Origin of the sequence: Rahnella sp. ChDrAdgB13 (assembly GCF_017655185.1) — a bacterium.
Classification (GTDB): Bacteria; Pseudomonadota; Gammaproteobacteria; order Enterobacterales; family Enterobacteriaceae; genus Rahnella; species Rahnella contaminans.
The window spans coordinates 40,935-57,917 of record NZ_JAEMGT010000109.1; the positions used below are offsets into that span (position 1 = coordinate 40,935).

Sequence of the window (16,983 nt, forward strand, 5' to 3'; positions counted from 1 at the left end):
GTTTCTGCAAATCAGCGCATCAGAACCAGGTTTTCACCGCGCCGGTGACATCCCATTGTTCATTAACCAGCAATAACTGACGCCATTTGTCGAACGTCAGGCACGGATGGCAGATATCAAACACCAGCATATCGCCGACTTTCAGATCCGCATTTTCCGGGACCGACATAAACGCATGCTGATCCATCATCGCGTAAACTTTCCAGTCCTCAGGCGCAGGCACCACCGTGGTGTAACCAGCCTGCGTGGCGCTGCGCGGACGGAAATGCCCGGCGGCTTTCGGATAACCGGCGTCATAACCCGCATCGCGCTTGCCTAAAGCGATAATCGCCCTGCCCGGTTCCGGCAAAGACTGCACTGCCGCCCAGACCTGCAACGCGGGTTGTAAACTGCTGTTCATCTCACGCGCCACCGGATTGCTGGTTTGCATACGTTCCAGCGCCGCCTGATACGCACCAACGTCATGCGTCACGTAGCAACCCGAACGCAAAATGATATCCAGCGTATAACGCTTTTGCGCATCCAGATGCGGATCTTCCCGCGTCAGTTCTTCCGCCACTACGTCAAACCAGGCCGAACCGGCACCGGTTAAAATCACCGTGGATTCAGCGAATTCCCCGGCCTGCGCCAACACTTCGGTGCGTGCCAGAACATGACGCAGAAAAGTGCGGATCACCGCTTCGTCGTTGCTGACTCCTTCATAAAGTTCGACGCCCACCAGCGCCAGCGATTGCGGCCAGCGTTTCACGGCGGCGAGTACGTCGGCTTCCTGCTGAACTGTGCGGATCCCGGTGCGGCCACCCACAATCCCGTATTCAAACATGATCCGCAATCTGAGCTGCTGGCCGGCAAAATAGTGCCCGAGCGTTTCCACGTTTTCGGCTGAATCCACAATGCAGGTGAAATCAAAATCAGGATCTTCGCGCAGCAGTCCGGCGATCATCGCCATATTGCCTTTACCGACCAGCTGATTCGCCATAATCACTTTGCGGACGCCGTGCTGAAATGCCACGTTCACCTGCGGCGCGGTTGCCAGCGTGATGCCCCACGCGCCGTATTGCATTTGCAGCTGATACAGTTCAGGGCTCATGGTCGTTTTGCCGTGCGGGGCCAGTTTCAGCCGGTAGCGCTGGATAAATTCACGCATCCAGGAAAGATTGTGTTCGATTCTCTCTTCAAGCAGAACGGCGACCGGCAGGCTGACGTCTTCACGGAGAATATTCCAGCCCTGCGCGCGGATATCGCCCGTCAGCGCACCGGCTTTCAGCGTTCCTAATCCTTTGGTTTGAGTTTCTAACGGCTGCTTCGAAAAATCAGTCTCTGACATGCGTGTTTTCTCATTGGCGAATGTCTCTAAAACCTAACGTAAAATCGCCGCAAATAAAATACAAAAACCGGCGCAGGCTGAGCCTGGACACCGGTTTTTTATACTGACCGTTTCAGCTCAGAGTTTTTGCGATAACTTAATGGTGGCGGCAATATTACGTGCCGACTTGCGCAGATTGTCTGCGGCATTTTTCAGAGCATCATCCAGCGTACAAATGCTGTAAAGCACACTGAAAACGGCGTCCAGTCCGTGGCTGTAAACGACATCCACATCTTTGGTCAGGCTGCCTGCGATACCAATGACAGGTTTGTTATAACGCTTGGCGACCCGCGCGACACCAATCGGCACTTTACCGTTGATGCTCTGGCTGTCGATGCGCCCTTCGCCGGTGATAACCAGCGTGGCGTCTTTCACCAGCGCATCAAGACCCAGCGCGTCCGTGACAATCTCAATACCCTGACGAAGTTCAGCATGGCAGAATCCGAACAACGCCGCGCCCATTCCGCCTGCCGCGCCGGCACCCGGAACATGCTCAACGTCAATGCCCAGATCCTTTTTGATCACCCGCGCATAATGATGCAGATAGCCATCGAGCTGTTCGATCATTTCCGGCGTCGCGCCTTTTTGCGGCCCGAAGATCGCAGAAGCGCCGTCTTTTCCGGTCAGCGGATTGGTGACATCACAGGCCACTTCAAAGCGGCATTTTTTAATTCTGGGATCCAGTTCGCTGATGTCGATATGGTGCAGTTTCTCCAGCTCGCCACCACCCTGACCAATTTGCTTGCCTTCTTTGGTCAGCAGTTTTGCGCCCAGCGCCTGCATCATGCCTGCCCCGCCGTCATTTGTGGCGCTACCGCCGATGCCAATAATGCAATGTTTAACGCCATGGTCGAGCGCGGAATGGATCAGCTCGCCCGTACCGAAAGAGGTGGTTTTGAGGGGGTTGCGCTGCGCCGCAGGCACACTTTCCAGCCCGCTGGCGGCCGCCATCTCAATGAAAGCGATTTTCTCATCCCCGGAGAGCCCGAAGAAAGCCTCAAGTGGCGTGCCCAGCGGCCCGGTGACGGTCACCTTAACCACGCGGCCTCCGGTCGCCGCCACCATCGCTTCGACGGTGCCTTCACCACCGTCAGCAACCGGCAGTTTGACATACTCCGCCTCGGGGAAAATCTCACGGAAACCACTCTCGATGGCCTTTGCCACATCCAAAGCAGACAAACTTTCTTTGTATGAATCCGGTGCGATCACTATTTTCATAAAGTCATTACCTTCATAAACTGCACGCGCCGAAGTGGAAAAGCGTCCTGTCAGTTTTGCATCCTGCCTGAAGGGAAACGCGGCCTGTTTGACGATTTTAGGCCACGTTGCCACCACAGACTAACGGGTAACTTCAACCTTCGCTAAGGTTTCATAATAGCGTGCAATGGCGCTATGGTCAGATTGCCCGTGACCATCCGCTTTCAGTGCCTGCATCATTTCCATGACCAGCGAGGTCAGAGGCAGTTGCGCGCCGACGCCGTGAGAAGTGTCCAGCGCGTTGGCTAAATCTTTGATATGCAAATCGATACGGAATCCCGGTTTGAAGTTGCGATCCATCACCATCGGCGCTTTTGCTTCCAGAACTGTACTTCCCGCCAGACCGCCGCGAATCGCCTGGAAAACTAAATCAGGATCCACGCCCGCTTTGGTCGCCAGCACCAGCGCTTCGGACATCGCCGCAATGTTCAGCGCCACAATGACCTGATTCGCCAGTTTGGTGACGTTTCCTGCGCCGATATCACCGGTATGCACCACGGAACCGGCCATGGATTTCATGATTTCATAGCATTTTTCGAAGACCGCTTTATCTCCGCCGACCATGACGGACATGGTGCCGTCGATGGCTTTCGGTTCGCCGCCGGAAACCGGCGCATCGAGCATCGCGATTTCTTTCGCGGCCAGCGCCTGGCTGATTTCACGGCTGGCCAGCGGTGCGATAGAACTCATGTCGATGAAAATCGTACCCGGACGCGCGCCTTCAATCAGGCCATTTTCGCCCAGCGCCACTTCTTTGACCTGCGGTGAATTCGGTAACATGGTGATGATGACGTCAGAGAGCGCAGCGACCGCTTTCGGTGTTTCCGCGGACGTTGCGCCCAGTTTCACCACTTCGCCGACCGCGTCCTGATTACGGTCCATCACGACAACCTCATAACCTGCTTTCAGCAGGTTTTTGCTCATAGGTTTGCCCATGATGCCTAAACCAATAAAGCCAATTTTCATTCGGGTATCCTCTTAATATTGATGTGATGAGACCGGTTCACTGGGTAAAGCGATCGCACAGCGCCTGAGTACCGGCGCGGAAAACGCCTAAATCACTACCGACGGCAACAAAGGTTGCGCCCCAGTCCAGATAGCGACGTGCGTCCGCTTCAACCGGTGCCAGAATGCCGCTGGCCTTGCCGTGTGCTTTTGCACGTTCAAAAATGTGACGGATTGCCGCCTGAACTTCCGGGTGTCCGGCATTACCGAGATGTCCCATGGCCGCTGCCAGATCGCTCGGGCCGACAAAGATGCCGTCGATGCCGTCAACGGCCGCAATCGCATCAAGGTTGTCGACGCCTTGCTGACTTTCGATCTGCACCATAACCGCGATGTTGTCGTTAATGCTGGTGAAATAATCCGGCACGGTGCCGAACATATTGCTGCGATGAGAAACCGAAACGCCGCGGATCCCCGCTGGCGGATAACGGGTAGACGCCACGGCGCGTTCGGCCTGTTCCTGTGTTTCAACAAACGGGATCAGGAAGTTATAGAAACCAATATCCAGCAGGCGTTTGATGACGACCGGATCATTAAATTGCGGGCGCACAACCGGCGCACTGCGGCTGCCTTTCAGCGCCATCAGCTGCGGAACAAACGTCGTGACATCATTCGGCGCGTGTTCGCCATCAAGCAGCAGCCAGTCAAAACCCGCCACACCGAGCACTTCTGTGGAGATCGGATTGCACAGCGCTGACCAGCAGCCAATCAGGGTTTTCCCTTGCAATAAGTCCTGGCGGAACCGGTTTGGAATCATTTGATTACTCATCTCTAACCTCGTTATGGAGCGGGAGCCGGAGTGCCCGGAAAACCCGCCATCGCAATTTACTGTTTTCGAGTTTCAGACGCTTAGGTTCAGCAGCATCGGGCCGGAGCTGAACTCTCATGTTTCACATCACACTATTTATGCAGAATTTTTCGCAGGAAAAAATTCAGTTTTGGAATACTGTTTTATTTTTCTATTTTCTATTATTTCCTGCGAAAAAAACTTATATAAAACCCGCGTTTCGTGCATTTATCCTTGCGTTAAATTAACCCACAGGGTGTTCCAAAATGCTTCCTGAGAGCCAATACAGTATAAAAAACAGGGCTCAAAATAACACTGTGCAATCGCACAAGAATGCACGATGTTATTGTGACTATTCTTTTGCATACACACATCAGCGTGGGAGGAGAATCACAGATTGTGAAAACCGGATATCCCTGCAAATCAAAGGGTGATATTCATCACATTTAATCTGTCACCTGCCCCACAGAATAACGCTCTGCGGGCAAAAAGCTGGTCAGTTGCACAATGAGCTTCCGGCATCAGTCCTTTATAATGAACTCCCTCTTCCGTACGGACAGCAAGAGTGTCAGCGTAACGTTCAGAGAATTACCTGAAGCCTTCTTTCAGGATATTTAATAAAGCGGAGACAGTTATGTCACGTAATAAAGATAAAGAACATGCTACCGAAGCGCTTTTTATAAAGGTTCATGAAAGCGATAACGTTGCTATTATTGTTAATGACAATGGTTTAAAAGCCGGCACCCGATTTTCTAACGGTCTGGAATTAATTGAGCATATCCCGCAAGGCCACAAAGTGGCTTTAACCCCTATTGCGAAAGGCGGCGATATAATTCGTTATGGTGAAGTCATTGGTTATGCCGTTCGGGATATCGCGCGAGGCGCCTGGATTGATGAATCCCTGGTAGAGCTGCCGGTTGCGCCGGAACTCAACAGCCTGCCGCTGGCGACACGTGTGCCGCAACCGTTGCCGCCGCTGGAAGGTTATACGTTCGAAGGTTATCGCAATGATGACGGCAGCGTAGGCACGAAGAACCTTCTGGGGATCACCACCAGCGTTCACTGCGTGGCGGGCGTTGTGGATTACGTGGTGAAAATCATCGAGCGTGATTTATTGCCAAAATTCCCCAATGTCGACGGCGTTGTTGCACTCAATCACCTTTACGGTTGCGGCGTGGCAATCAACGCGCCCGCGGCCATTGTGCCGATCCGTACTATCCACAATCTGGCGCTGAACCCGAATTTTGGCGGCGAAGTGATGGTCGTCGGGCTGGGTTGCGAGAAATTGCAGCCGGAACGTTTGCTGGAAGGTACGCCGGACGTGCAGGCGATTTCCCTCGATGACACCCACATCGTGCGTTTGCAGGATGAACAGCACGTCGGCTTTCAGTCGATGGTGGACGATATTCTCACCGTCGCGCAGTTCCATCTTCAGCGCCTGAACAGCCGCCAGCGCGAAACCTGCCCGGCGTCGGATCTGGTCGTCGGCACACAATGTGGCGGAAGTGACGCGTTCTCGGGCGTTACGGCGAACCCGGCAGTCGGCTTTGCATCTGACCTGCTGGTGCGCTGCGGCGCGACCGTGATGTTCTCCGAAGTTACCGAAGTCCGCGACGCCATCCATCTGCTGACACCGCGAGCGGCTGACGTGGATGTCGGGAAACGCCTGCTGGAAGAAATGGCCTGGTACGATAATTACCTGTCGATGGGCCAGACCGATCGCAGCGCCAACCCGTCGCCGGGCAACAAAAAAGGCGGTCTGGCGAACGTGGTCGAAAAAGCGCTCGGCTCGATTGCCAAATCCGGCACCAGTGCTATCTCGGAAGTTCTGTCACCCGGACAGCGTCCGACGAAAAAAGGTTTGATCTACGCCGCCACGCCTGCCAGCGATTTTGTCTGCGGGACGCAGCAACTGGCGTCAGGCATTACCGTGCAGGTGTTCACCACCGGCCGCGGTACGCCCTACGGCCTGCTGGCAGTTCCGGTCATTAAGATGGCGACGCGCACCACGCTGGCAAACCGCTGGCATGACCTGATGGACATCAACGCAGGCACGATCGCAACCGGTGATGCGACTATCGAAGACGTCGGCTGGGAGTTGTTCCGCTTTATTCTGGATATCGCCAGCGGCCGTAAGAAAACCTGGTCAGACACCTGGGGCATCCACAATGCGCTGGCGGTGTTTAACCCGGCGCCGGTGACCTGAGTTTTAGTGTTTCAGGAAAGCAAAAGGCCAGCAAATGCTGGCCTTTTCTGTTTTTGTGCGTCTGGGGCGTCAGGATTTATTTCACCGCAGCACCGGTCTGTTCTGCACCGACCAGACCGACTTTCAGATAACCGGCTTTACGCAAGTTATCCATCACGCTCATCAGCGTTTCGTAATCCACGGTCTTATCCGCACGGAAGAAAATCGTACTCTGCTTGTTACCCTGCGTGCGCTGGTCAAGCATCGCGGTCAGGTTGTCGCTGTTTACCGGGTTATCGCCGAGGAACAGCTGCTTGTCAGATTTCACCGTCAGGAAGATCGGCTTCTCAGGACGCGGCTGCGCTTTTGCCGTCGAGGCCGGTAAGTCTACCCGCACATCGACGGTAGCCAGCGGCGCTGCCACCATGAAGATAATCAGTAACACCAGCATGACGTCGATAAAAGGCGTGACGTTGATGTCATGCATTTCACCGCTTTCGTCGATATCGTCGTTTAACCGAATAGCCATAATCTGTTCTTATCCTACGCGTAACTGGCCTGTCTGACCGCGTGGCGCATCGCCTTCGCTGGCAGCCAGATCCAAATCACGACCCTGCAACAGAATAATCTGCGCCGCCACATCGCCTACCTGATGGCGGTAAGAGGTAATGGTACGGGCGAAAATGTTGTAGATAACCACGGCCGGGATCGCAGCAATCAGGCCGACAGCCGTTGCCAGCAAGGCTTCAGCGATACCCGGTGCGACGACCGCAAGGTTGGTGGTCTGCGTTTGCGCGATACCAATGAAGCTGTTCATGATGCCCCAGACTGTACCGAACAGGCCGACGAACGGAGAAATTGCCCCGATGGTCGCCAGTATGCCGTTGCCACGCCCCATGTAACGGCCAGCGGCGCTGACGCGGCGCTCAAGGCGGAAACCGGTACGTTCTTTAATACCGTTGTTGTCGGTGGAACCGGCAGACAACTCCAGTTCGTTCTGCGCATCGCGAATCATCTGCGCGCTGATGCTGCTGGCGGCAAAGCTTTCGGCCTGCTCAGCGGCTTCATCCAGCGTACGCACGGAAGACAACGCATCGAATTCGCGACGCATGCGCCGTTTACCGCTGAAGACTTCAGCGCCTTTGCTAAACAGCAGCGCCCAGGTGACGACGGAAGCCAGCAGCAGGCCAATCATCACAGTTTTCACCACCACGTCAGCGTGGTGATACATGCCTAATACAGACAAATCGGTAGGAATGACAGGCGTCGCTTCGGTCGGCGCAGGTTGCATTAACGGAGCAGGGGTCGCATCAGCTGAAGCCGGTGCCGGGGTGTCAGCCGTTGCAGGTTGAGCCGCCGCAGAAGTCACGGCTTGTGCCGCAGGCGTCGCAGGTGCGGCCATCGCGTTGCCGCTTAAGCCAGCAACCAACATTAACGACATCAGTAGTGAAGTCGCCTCTTTCATCTTATTGCGAGCCGTTTTCACGCGTCGCCTCCAGCCAGAATCAGTGTGTAGAAGGAATGAATAACGCCGAATGATATCAAAGAAAAAGCCCTAATTGATAGTCGTTCTCATTATTATTTACATTGTCGCGCCTCGCGGCCCGCGTGTCATTGACAGATGACAAGGTTTCTCGGGTTTGCATAAAGGATGAACAATTCCACCTTCATCACATTTCCTGCAAAAATCACATGGTAAATCAATCATCTGACTTTCATTGCTAAAGGCAAAACAACGTTTTAAATATTAAGTAACACCTTTTTACATTTGTTATGAGTTTGTGATAACGCTCAAATACCGCACAACACAAAATAGGATAAGGTGCTTGCACAGGCGAAGACCGCACACCGGCACGTCTTGTATCCATATAATTTAAAAGCTTATTTAGACCTTTTTCATAATGAACAGGCCGGTTCTTCCGTTCGCCCTGATCGACGCTTGCTCTCATTTTCTTTCCCTTACCGAGTACCCTGGAGACAAACTGATGAAAATGCAGAAAGCACTTCTCAGCCTTTGCCTGAGTTCCGCCACCCTGTTATTTCCCCCTGCTCTTGCCGCGCAAACGCTGAAAGCCGCCGATGTGCATCCGCAGGGCTATCCCAATGTGGTCGCCGTTCAGCACATGGGCGAAAAGCTGCAACAACAAACCGACGGACGCCTGGAAATCAAAACGTTCCCCGGCGGTGTGCTCGGCGATGAAAAACAGGAAATCGAGCAGGCACAACTGGGCGCTCTGGATATTATCCGCGTATCCATGACGCCGGTTGCCTCGATTCTCCCTGAAATCAACGTATTCACCCTCCCGTATATTTTCCGCGATGAAGACCACATGCATAAGGTGCTGGACGGCCAGATTGGGAAATCAATCGGCGACAAGATCACCAGCAATCCCAACTCGCGTCTGGTATTTCTCGGCTGGATGGACGGCGGAACACGTAACCTGATCACTAAAGAACCGGTGGTGAAACCGGAAGATTTGCACGGCATGAAAATCCGCGTTCAGGGCAGCCCGATTGCGCTGGCGACGCTGAAAGCCATGGGCGCAAACCCGGTGGCGATGGGCGTCAGTGAGGTGTTCAGCGGGATGCAAACCGGGGTTATCGATGGCACGGAAAATAACCCGCCAACATTTGTCGCGCACAACTATCTGCCGGTGGTGAAAAACTACACCTACAGCCGCCACTTCATCATTCCGGAGCTGTTCCTGTATTCAAAAGTGAAGTGGGACAAGCTGAAACCCGAAGACCAGCAGTTGATCCTCAAACTGGCCAAAGAGGCGCAGGACGAGCAGCGCGAGCTGTGGAAAGCCTATAACGAGAAAGCGCTGGCGACGATGAAAGCGGGCGGCGTGAAATTCCAGGATATCGATCCGGCGACCTACGTGAAAGCCACGCAATCCGTGCGCGATGAATTCGGTAAAGACCATCAGGAACTGATGCAGCAAATCGCTGACGTTCAGTAATTCGTTGAACCGGGCAGCGTCCGCTGCCTCTTTCCCGACACTTCAGCGGAGGAACTTATGGTTTCCGGTTATCACACCCTGATGGACATTTTTTATCGTGGCGCAATGTGGCTGGCCGGGCTGGCTTTATTGCTGATGGTGGCGGTCATTCCCATCGGTATTTTCGCCCGCTACGTCCTGAACAGCGCCCTCTCCTGGCCTGAACCCATCGCGATTATGTGCATGGTGACATTCACCTTTATCGGTGCCGCCGTCAGCTACCGCGCGGGTTCGCACATTGTCGTCGCCATGGTCACCGACCGTCTGCCGCCTGCGATGAAAAAATTCTCTGCCTTGCTGGCTGACCTGATGATGCTGGCGATCAGCGTGTTTATTTTCTGGTACAGCCTGCAATTGTGCAGTGAACTCTGGCAGCAGCCGGTCGCGGAGTTCCCGCTGCTGACTGCCGGACAAACCTATCTGCCGTTGCCGGTAGGTTCTGCGCTGACGCTGTTATTCATCATTGAGCAGATCATTGCCGGACCGCAGCACCAGCGGCCTGTCGTGATGCTGGGCAATTCTGACGCCTGACCGGAGTCTGATATGGATGCATTAATCTTGTTGTTAACGCTGGCGGCGATGCTGGCGATTGGCGTACCGGTAGCGTACGCCGTCGGACTTAGCGCGCTGGCCGGCGCGTGGTGGATTGATCTGCCGTTTGAAGCGCTGATGATTCAGCTGACTAACGGCGTGAACAAGTTTTCGCTGCTGGCGATCCCGTTCTTTATTCTGGCGGGTGCGATTATGGCCGAAGGCGGCATTGCCCGCAGGCTGGTGAGTTTTGCATATATTTTTGTCGGATTTATCCGCGGCGGTCTGTCGCTGGTGAACATCGTGGCATCGACATTTTTCGGGGCGATTTCCGGCTCTTCGGTGGCGGATACTGCATCAATTGGTTCGGTGATGATCCCGGAGATGGAGAAAAAAGGGTATCCGCGCGATTTCGCCGCCGCCGTCACAGCCAGTGGTTCGGTGCAGGCGATTCTGACGCCGCCCAGCCATAACTCGGTGATTTACTCACTGGCCACCGGCGGCACCGTTTCAATTGCCGCGCTGTTTATCGCCGGTATTCTGCCCGGTTTGCTGCTCAGCCTGACGCTGATGGTGATGTGCGTATTATTCGCGCACAAACGCGGTTATCCGAAAGGCGAACGGGTGCCGTTCCGTCAGGCACTGAAGATTTTTATCGACACACTGTGGGGGCTGATGACGGTGGTCATCATCATGGGCGGTATTCTCAGCGGGATATTTACCGCAACGGAATCCGCAGCCATCGCCTGTTTATGGTCGTTCTTCGTCACTATGTTTATCTACCGCGATTATAAATGGAGCGAACTGCCGAAACTGATGTACCGCACGGTCAAAACCGTCAGCATCGTGATGATTCTGATTGGCTTTGCCGCCAGCTTTGGCGCAGTCATGACCTACATGCAGCTGCCGATGCGCATCACTGAATTCTTCACCTCCATTTCCGACAATAAATACGTGATCCTCATGTGGATCAACATCATGCTTCTGCTGATCGGCACACTCATGGACATGGCACCGATCATTCTGATCCTCACACCTGTCCTGTTGCCCGTGGTCTTATCACTCGGCATTGATCCGGTGCATTTCGGCATGATCATGCTGGTGAATCTGGGGATCGGGCTGATCACTCCGCCGGTCGGTTCGGTGCTCTTTGTCGCCAGTGCAGTGAGTAAACAGAGCATCGAAAAAGTGGTGAAAGCCATGTTGCCGTTCTACTGCGTGCTGTTTGTGGTGCTGATGCTGGTGACGTATATCCCGACCATTTCGCTGTTCCTGCCCAAACTTTTCGGCGTTTATACCGGCTGACGCCAGCCCGCGTTTCTCCCTTGCCCGTCGTGAAGACGGGCTTTTTTTGACCGTGTTGCTGAAATTTTCTCATCCACCCGCCAAAAGCCTGATCCCTGAAATTCATCATGTTAAGTTAATTGCATATCAGCGGATGCCACAGTGTGCCGCGCTACAAACAGGGTGAAATACGGATTATGTCGTCTAAAAAAATTGAAACCGCGCTGGTCAGCGCCGGAAGGGACAAGAAGTTTACGCAAGGCTCAGTGAATGCGGTTATCCAGCGTGCGTCATCACTGGTATTTGAAACCGTGGCCGACAAAAAACACGCCACCGCCAACCGCGCCAACGGCGAGCTGTTTTACGGACGCCGCGGCACCCTGACGCATTTCTCCCTGCAACAGGCGATGGTTGAGCTGGAAGGCGGCGCGGGTTGCGCGCTTTATCCGTGCGGCGCGGCGGCGGTCAGCAATGCGGTGTTGTCGTTTGTGGGCACCGGCGACCATATTCTGGTGGCGGGTTCCGCTTACGAACCCACACAAGATTTCTGCGAAAAAGTGCTGAAAAAACTCGGCGTCTCCACCACCTATTTCCGTGCTGACATTGGCGCGGAGTTAGGTTCGCTGATGCAGCCCAACACCAAAGTCGTTTTCCTCGAATCACCGGGATCGATCACCATGGAAGTGCCGGATATCCCGGCGATGGTGAAAGCCGTGCGCGCCGTATCTCCGGACGTGGTGATTATGATCGACAACACCTGGGCGGCGGGCATTCTGTTCAAGGCGCTGGAATTTGATATCGATATTTCCATTCAGGCCGGGACCAAATATATCGTCGGCCATTCCGACGCCATGATTGGTACGGCGGTATCCAACGAACGTTGCTGGGAACAGTTGCGCGAGCACTCTTATCTGATGGGGCAAATGGTTGACGCCGACACCGCGTACGTTGCCAGCCGCGGACTGCGGACGATGGGCGTGCGGCTGAAACAGCATGAAGAAAGCAGCATCCGTATCGCGCAATGGCTGGCGGAACGTCCGGAAGTGGAAACCGTAAACCATCCGGCGTTACCGGGCAGCAAAGGCCACGAATTCTGGAAGCGCGATTTCACCGGCAGCTGTGGTTTGTTCTCGTTCATCCTCAAGCAGCGCCTGAGCAAACAGCAGCTTTCCGACTATCTCGATCACTTCGAACATTTCAGCATGGCGTATTCCTGGGGCGGTTTTGAATCGCTGGTTCTGGCCAATCAGCCGGAAGAAATTCAGGCGATCCGTCCGGCAGAAACCGTTGATTTTACCGGTACGCTGGTGCGTCTTCACATCGGGCTGGAAAATAGCGATGACCTGATTGCCGACCTTTCTGCCGCATTTGAAAGAATTGCGGCGGCCTGAGCGGGAGAGATTGCGACACACCGCGCAGATCGGTAAGGTATCTGTCGGATTTTCATTCGCAAAATGAGAATAATCTGTAAGCTCTACCTATAGCTCCGGTGAACTATCGCCGGAGTGTTCTGTCTTTTTACAGCCGCCTCAGATCAACATACGGACAAGGGATCCTTGGTACACTGGCAAGTGACAGTTTTTAATGATTAGCAACAGGACAGAATATGGCAGTTATTTGCGACATTTTTCATGCACTCTGGCGGCATGATTTCAGTATGCTCGCCGACCCGAATCTTCTCTGGGTTATCTACGCTGTACTGTTCACGACGCTGTTTCTTGAAAACGGACTTCTTCCCGCTTCTTTCCTGCCGGGCGACAGCCTTCTGCTGCTGACCGGTGCGCTCATCGCCAAAGGTGTGATGAGCTTCATTCCAACGATGATTATTCTTGTGACCGCCGCCAGTCTCGGCTGCTGGCTGAGCTATATTCAGGGGCGCTGGCTCGGACACACGAAGATGGTCAAAGGCTGGCTGCTACAGCTTCCCGCACATTATCATCAGCGCGCGCACCAGATGTTCACCCGTCACGGGCTGACGGCGCTGCTGGTTGGCCGTTTTCTGGCGTTTGTCCGCACGCTGTTACCGACCATTGCCGGTATTTCCGGCCTGAACAATGCGCGCTTCCAGTTCTTTAACTGGCTGAGCGCGATTTTGTGGGTAGGGGTGGTGATTTCGCTGGGCTTCGCGCTGAGCCACATTCCGGTAGTGAAGCGCCATGAGGATCAGGTCATGGCGGGTCTGATGATTTTACCGGTTCTGCTGCTGGTTATCGGGCTTGCCGGTGGATTGCTGGTGGTGTGGAAAAAACGTAAATGCCGTTTTTGAGCACGCAAATCACGCTTTAAAGGCCACATCCGCCAGTGCTAAAACGCCCGAACTGCCTTCGCGCAGGCGGGCCATTTCATCGCTCGGCGTCACCCCAAAATAGCGCTTAAACTCGCGGCTGAACTGCGATGCGCTTTCATATCCCACCTGCAACGCCGCCACGCTGGCTTTCACGCCGTCATAAATCATCAGCATTCGCGCTTTGTGCAGCCGGTAGGTTTTCAGATACTGCAAAGGCGACGTGCTCGTTACCGCTTTGAAGTTGTGGTGAAATGCCGAAATACTCATGTTCACCTCGCTCGCCAGCGCTTCCACGCTGAGGTTATCCGCATATTGCGCTTCGATGCGACGCAGGGATTTGGCAATCTGGCTAAAGTGCGTGTGGCGGTTAACCAGCGCCTGAAGTGCGCCGCCGTTTTCACTGGTCAGGATAAAGAACAGGATTTCGCGGATGATCTTCGGCCCCAGCACGCGGGCGTGAAGCGGTTTATCCAGAACGCTCAGCAGGCGTTCGGTCGCGCATAAAATATCATCGTCCAGAACGCCTGAATTGATACCGGTTGAAGAATCTTTCTGACGTGCCACGGTTTCATCCCCCATGTCCATCAGCAAATCCTGCAACATCAGCGTATCAATGCTGATCTGGATCCCGGCCATCGGTTCTTCGGGGCTGCTGAACGTTTCACATTCGAACGGCAGGGGAACGGTCAGCATCAGATAATTATGCGGATCGTAGGAGAAGGTTTTCTTGCCCAGATAACCGACTTTACGGCCCTGAAAGAGGATCACTACGCCAGGATTGTACAAAACCGGCTGGCGCGGATGGTAACGTGTGGTGTGCATCAGCGTAACCTGTGGCACTGCCGACGGACTGAGGTTTTTATTCCCGCTAAGATGCGCCACTCGCGCCGCCAGACGGGCGCACAAGCTGTCCACATTTTCCATTATTCCTGCTCCGGATAGACGATAAACTGGCATCGATTTTGCCACAGGCGTTTCATTTTCTACAGAGACTTGCAGGATCAGGCAAGACTCTGGCAGAAATGTGCATCTTCCTTGCGGCGATTTTCTCTTACAGTTAATCCCTCTTTCCGCAGTCGCATCTTCCTGCACAAATGCAGTGAACTGCTAGTCTGTATGAACGTACCTTTCATACGCTGTTCGTGACTAACGTTTTGTCACCGGCCCGATTTCTCAATAACTCCCTAATTTTCAAAAATTCAATGTCAGGAGAGAATTATGTCTGCACCTACCGCTGCCGAAAATACGTTTAACGCCTGGGCCGCTGCCGGTCCGAATCAGCCTCTTGAAGCTTTCCAATTCGACGCCGGCCCAATCGGTGACGAAGAAATTGAAGTCGCCATTGATTACTGCGGCGTCTGCCACTCCGATCTCTCAATGCTCAATAACGACTGGGGCATCACCCAATATCCGTTCGTGCCGGGCCATGAAGTGGTCGGTAAAATTGTCAAAATCGGCGACCATGCGCGCAACAAAGGGCTTAAAGTTGGCCAGATTGTGGGCGTGGGCTGGAACCGTGGCAGCTGTATGCACTGCCACCCTTGTATGTCCGGCGACCAGCATCTTTGCCACGATGTTGAAGCCACGATTATCGGTCATCACGGCGGCTTCGCGGATCGCATACGCAGTCACTGGGCGTGGGCGATCCCGCTTCCGGAAGGCGTAGACGTTACCAGCGCGGGCCCGCTGTTCTGCGGCGGCATCACCGTGTTTAACCCGCTGTTGCAGTTTGGCGTTCTGCCAACGCACCGCGTGGGCGTCGTCGGTATCGGCGGTTTAGGCCACATGGCGCTGCGCTTCCTGAATGCGTGGGGCTGCGAAGTCACGGCGTTTACCTCGTCTCTGGCAAAACGTGATGAAGCTCTGTCACTCGGCGCACACCGCGTGGTCGCCACCCGCGACAGCGATGAACTGAAAAAAATCGCCGGTGAACTGGATTTCATCATGGTGACGGCCAACGCCTCACTGGACTGGGATGCCTTTATCGGCACGCTGGCACCGAAAGGCCGGTTGCACTTTGTGGGCGTCGTACCGGAAGCCGTTCCTTTGCATGTGATGGCGCTTATCAGCAAACAGGCTGAGGTTTCTGGTTCACCGACCGGTTCACCTTCGCGTCTGGCCGACATGCTGGCGTTCTGTGCCCGTCACGAAATCACCCCGCAGGTTGAGCACTTCCCGCTGAGCAAAATTAACGATGCGGTTGAACATCTGCACGAAGGAAAAGCGCGTTACCGCGTCGTTCTGGATATGAACGCGTAACAAGCGTTCGCAATAAAATAAGTAGCCTGCTCAGCAAGATGACGTTTCGTTAACTAGACTTAACGTCAGGCTGAAGCCTTCACTACTCTGTGCCCGTGCTTTGCGGCGGGCACTCTGCCCTGAAAGGAGAACCTCATGGCAACGCAACCCATCATTAAACTTCACGATGGCAACCTAATGCCTCAGTTAGGACTTGGCGTATGGAAAGCCAGTAATCAGGAAGCCACCAGCGCGGTGAAAACGGCCATTGAAACCGGCTATCGTCATATCGATACGGCCGCTATCTACAAAAATGAGGAAGGCGTCGGCGAAGCGATTGCCGCCAATCTCGTTCCCCGCGAAGAGCTGTTTATTACCACCAAACTGTGGAATGACGATCAGTTAAACGCCCCACAGGCGCTGGAAACCAGCCTTAAAAAGCTGAGAACTGATTACGTCGATTTGTATCTGATCCACTGGCCGCAGCCAGCGCAGGGCCATTATGTCGATGCGTGGAAAGCGCTGCTGAAACTGAAAGAACAAGGGCTGGCGAAAAGCGTCGGCGTCTGTAATTTCCCGCTGGAGCATTTGCAGAAACTGAAAGATGAAACCGGTATTTTCCCGGTGGTGAACCAGATTGAGCTGCACCCGCTGATGCAACAGCGTCAGCTGCACGCCTGGAACGCCACGCACACTATCGCCACCGAATCCTGGAGCCCGCTGGCACAGGGCGGCGAAGGTGTGTTTGATCAGCCTCTGATTCAGAAACTGGCTGAGAAATACAACAAAACGCCGGCGCAGATTGTCATCCGCTGGCATCTGGACAACGGGCTGATTGTTATCCCGAAATCCGTGACGCCAAAACGTATCCGCGAAAACTTCGACGTATTTGATTTCAAGCTGGAGAAAGAAGAACTGGCGGAAGTCACCAAGCTGGATAAAGAACAGCGTCTGGGGCCGGATCCGGCGAAAGACCTGTAATTTCCCCGCAGCATCAAAAGAAAACCCGCCAGTGGCGGGGTTTTTTTTTTTTCGTAGGCG

General features: G+C 54.2%; 15 protein-coding genes. 8 read left to right on the forward strand and 7 right to left on the reverse strand.

From position 1 onward, the window contains the following. Nucleotides 1-19 precede the first annotated feature (19 nt). From J8X26_RS23050 to garL, 4 genes are all read right to left on the reverse strand, one after another. Nucleotides 20-1,327, reverse strand: a complete 1,308-nt coding sequence (locus J8X26_RS23050; protein ID WP_208952047.1) for an amino acid deaminase — start codon at nt 1,325-1,327, stop codon at nt 20-22. A 117-nt stretch (nt 1,328-1,444) separates the two neighbouring features. Then, nucleotides 1,445-2,584 (reverse strand): glycerate kinase, encoded by a 1,140-nt coding sequence (locus J8X26_RS23055; RefSeq protein ID WP_152324030.1) that lies wholly within the window; start codon nt 2,582-2,584, stop codon nt 1,445-1,447. A 120-nt stretch (nt 2,585-2,704) separates the two neighbouring features. After that, entirely contained in the window at nt 2,705-3,589 is an 885-nt protein-coding gene (gene garR / locus J8X26_RS23060; RefSeq protein WP_152324031.1) for a 2-hydroxy-3-oxopropionate reductase, read from the reverse strand. A gap of 37 nt (nt 3,590-3,626) precedes the next feature. Further along, entirely contained in the window at nt 3,627-4,397 is a 771-nt protein-coding gene (gene garL, locus J8X26_RS23065) for a 2-dehydro-3-deoxyglucarate aldolase (RefSeq protein WP_152324032.1), read from the reverse strand. 652 nt (nt 4,398-5,049) lie between these two features. Here garL and garD point away from each other — a divergent pair. After that, entirely contained in the window at nt 5,050-6,621 is a 1,572-nt protein-coding gene (gene garD, locus J8X26_RS23070; protein ID WP_208952048.1) for a galactarate dehydratase, read from the forward strand. 76 nt (nt 6,622-6,697) lie between these two features. Here garD and exbD read toward each other — a convergent pair whose 3' ends face one another. Together exbD and exbB are read right to left on the reverse strand one after the other, a co-directional pair. Beyond that, a complete protein-coding gene (gene exbD / locus J8X26_RS23075; RefSeq protein WP_152324034.1) occupies nt 6,698-7,129 on the reverse strand; it encodes a TonB system transport protein ExbD in 432 nt (143 codons plus the stop codon). Nucleotides 7,130-7,138: 9 nt separating this feature from the next. After that, nucleotides 7,139-8,065, reverse strand: coding sequence for a tol-pal system-associated acyl-CoA thioesterase (gene exbB, locus J8X26_RS23080; protein ID WP_206739003.1), 927 nt, complete (start codon nt 8,063-8,065; stop codon nt 7,139-7,141). Between the two features lie 520 nt (nt 8,066-8,585). Between exbB and J8X26_RS23085 the strand changes: the two genes are divergently transcribed. The 5 genes from J8X26_RS23085 (at nt 8,586) to J8X26_RS23105 (ending at nt 13,683) form a co-directional block, all read left to right on the forward strand. Then, nucleotides 8,586-9,563: a TRAP transporter substrate-binding protein gene (locus J8X26_RS23085; protein ID WP_165061501.1), complete on the forward strand. Its 978-nt coding sequence runs from the start codon at nt 8,586-8,588 to the stop codon at nt 9,561-9,563. 57 nt (nt 9,564-9,620) lie between these two features. Further along, nucleotides 9,621-10,133, forward strand: a complete 513-nt coding sequence (locus J8X26_RS23090) for a TRAP transporter small permease (RefSeq protein ID WP_152324037.1) — start codon at nt 9,621-9,623, stop codon at nt 10,131-10,133. A 12-nt stretch (nt 10,134-10,145) separates the two neighbouring features. Continuing rightward, on the forward strand, nt 10,146-11,438 hold the full coding sequence (locus J8X26_RS23095; RefSeq protein WP_208952049.1) for a TRAP transporter large permease: 1,293 nt from the start codon (nt 10,146-10,148) through the stop codon (nt 11,436-11,438). A 176-nt stretch (nt 11,439-11,614) separates the two neighbouring features. Beyond that, the gene (gene metC, locus J8X26_RS23100; protein ID WP_208952050.1) at nt 11,615-12,808 is read left to right on the forward strand and encodes a cystathionine beta-lyase; all 1,194 of its coding nucleotides are present in this window, start codon (nt 11,615-11,617) and stop codon (nt 12,806-12,808) included. Nucleotides 12,809-13,023: 215 nt separating this feature from the next. After that, entirely contained in the window at nt 13,024-13,683 is a 660-nt protein-coding gene (locus J8X26_RS23105; RefSeq protein WP_101078434.1) for a DedA family protein, read from the forward strand. A 9-nt stretch (nt 13,684-13,692) separates the two neighbouring features. On the opposite strand, the gene J8X26_RS23110 is transcribed toward J8X26_RS23105, so the two are convergent. Further along, the gene (locus J8X26_RS23110; RefSeq protein ID WP_152324040.1) at nt 13,693-14,628 is read right to left on the reverse strand and encodes an AraC family transcriptional regulator; all 936 of its coding nucleotides are present in this window, start codon (nt 14,626-14,628) and stop codon (nt 13,693-13,695) included. A 294-nt stretch (nt 14,629-14,922) separates the two neighbouring features. Between J8X26_RS23110 and J8X26_RS23115 the strand changes: the two genes are divergently transcribed. Both J8X26_RS23115 and dkgA read left to right on the forward strand, forming a co-directional pair. Then, nucleotides 14,923-15,963: an NAD(P)-dependent alcohol dehydrogenase gene (locus J8X26_RS23115; RefSeq protein WP_152324041.1), complete on the forward strand. Its 1,041-nt coding sequence runs from the start codon at nt 14,923-14,925 to the stop codon at nt 15,961-15,963. Nucleotides 15,964-16,098: 135 nt separating this feature from the next. Further along, nucleotides 16,099-16,923: a 2,5-didehydrogluconate reductase DkgA gene (gene dkgA / locus J8X26_RS23120; protein ID WP_152324042.1), complete on the forward strand. Its 825-nt coding sequence runs from the start codon at nt 16,099-16,101 to the stop codon at nt 16,921-16,923. The last annotated feature ends 60 nt before the right edge of the window (nt 16,924-16,983 follow it).

Bases quoted from the DNA above. Each gene is read 5' to 3' on its own strand.
- J8X26_RS23050 (WP_208952047.1), bottom strand. From the start codon at position 1,327: ATGTCAGAGACTGATTTTTCGAAGCAGCCGTTAGAAACTCAAACCAAA.
- J8X26_RS23055 (WP_152324030.1), bottom strand. From the start codon at position 2,584: ATGAAAATAGTGATCGCACCGGATTCATACAAAGAAAGTTTGTCTGCT.
- garR (WP_152324031.1), bottom strand. From the start codon at position 3,589: ATGAAAATTGGCTTTATTGGTTTAGGCATCATGGGCAAACCTATGAGC.
- garL (WP_152324032.1), bottom strand. From the start codon at position 4,397: ATGAGTAATCAAATGATTCCAAACCGGTTCCGCCAGGACTTATTGCAA.
- garD (WP_208952048.1), top strand. From the start codon at position 5,050: ATGTCACGTAATAAAGATAAAGAACATGCTACCGAAGCGCTTTTTATA.
- exbD (WP_152324034.1), bottom strand. From the start codon at position 7,129: ATGGCTATTCGGTTAAACGACGATATCGACGAAAGCGGTGAAATGCAT.
- exbB (WP_206739003.1), bottom strand. From the start codon at position 8,065: ATGAAAGAGGCGACTTCACTACTGATGTCGTTAATGTTGGTTGCTGGC.
- J8X26_RS23085 (WP_165061501.1), top strand. From the start codon at position 8,586: ATGAAAATGCAGAAAGCACTTCTCAGCCTTTGCCTGAGTTCCGCCACC.
- J8X26_RS23090 (WP_152324037.1), top strand. From the start codon at position 9,621: ATGGTTTCCGGTTATCACACCCTGATGGACATTTTTTATCGTGGCGCA.
- J8X26_RS23095 (WP_208952049.1), top strand. From the start codon at position 10,146: ATGGATGCATTAATCTTGTTGTTAACGCTGGCGGCGATGCTGGCGATT.
- metC (WP_208952050.1), top strand. From the start codon at position 11,615: ATGTCGTCTAAAAAAATTGAAACCGCGCTGGTCAGCGCCGGAAGGGAC.
- J8X26_RS23105 (WP_101078434.1), top strand. From the start codon at position 13,024: ATGGCAGTTATTTGCGACATTTTTCATGCACTCTGGCGGCATGATTTC.
- J8X26_RS23110 (WP_152324040.1), bottom strand. From the start codon at position 14,628: ATGGAAAATGTGGACAGCTTGTGCGCCCGTCTGGCGGCGCGAGTGGCG.
- J8X26_RS23115 (WP_152324041.1), top strand. From the start codon at position 14,923: ATGTCTGCACCTACCGCTGCCGAAAATACGTTTAACGCCTGGGCCGCT.
- dkgA (WP_152324042.1), top strand. From the start codon at position 16,099: ATGGCAACGCAACCCATCATTAAACTTCACGATGGCAACCTAATGCCT.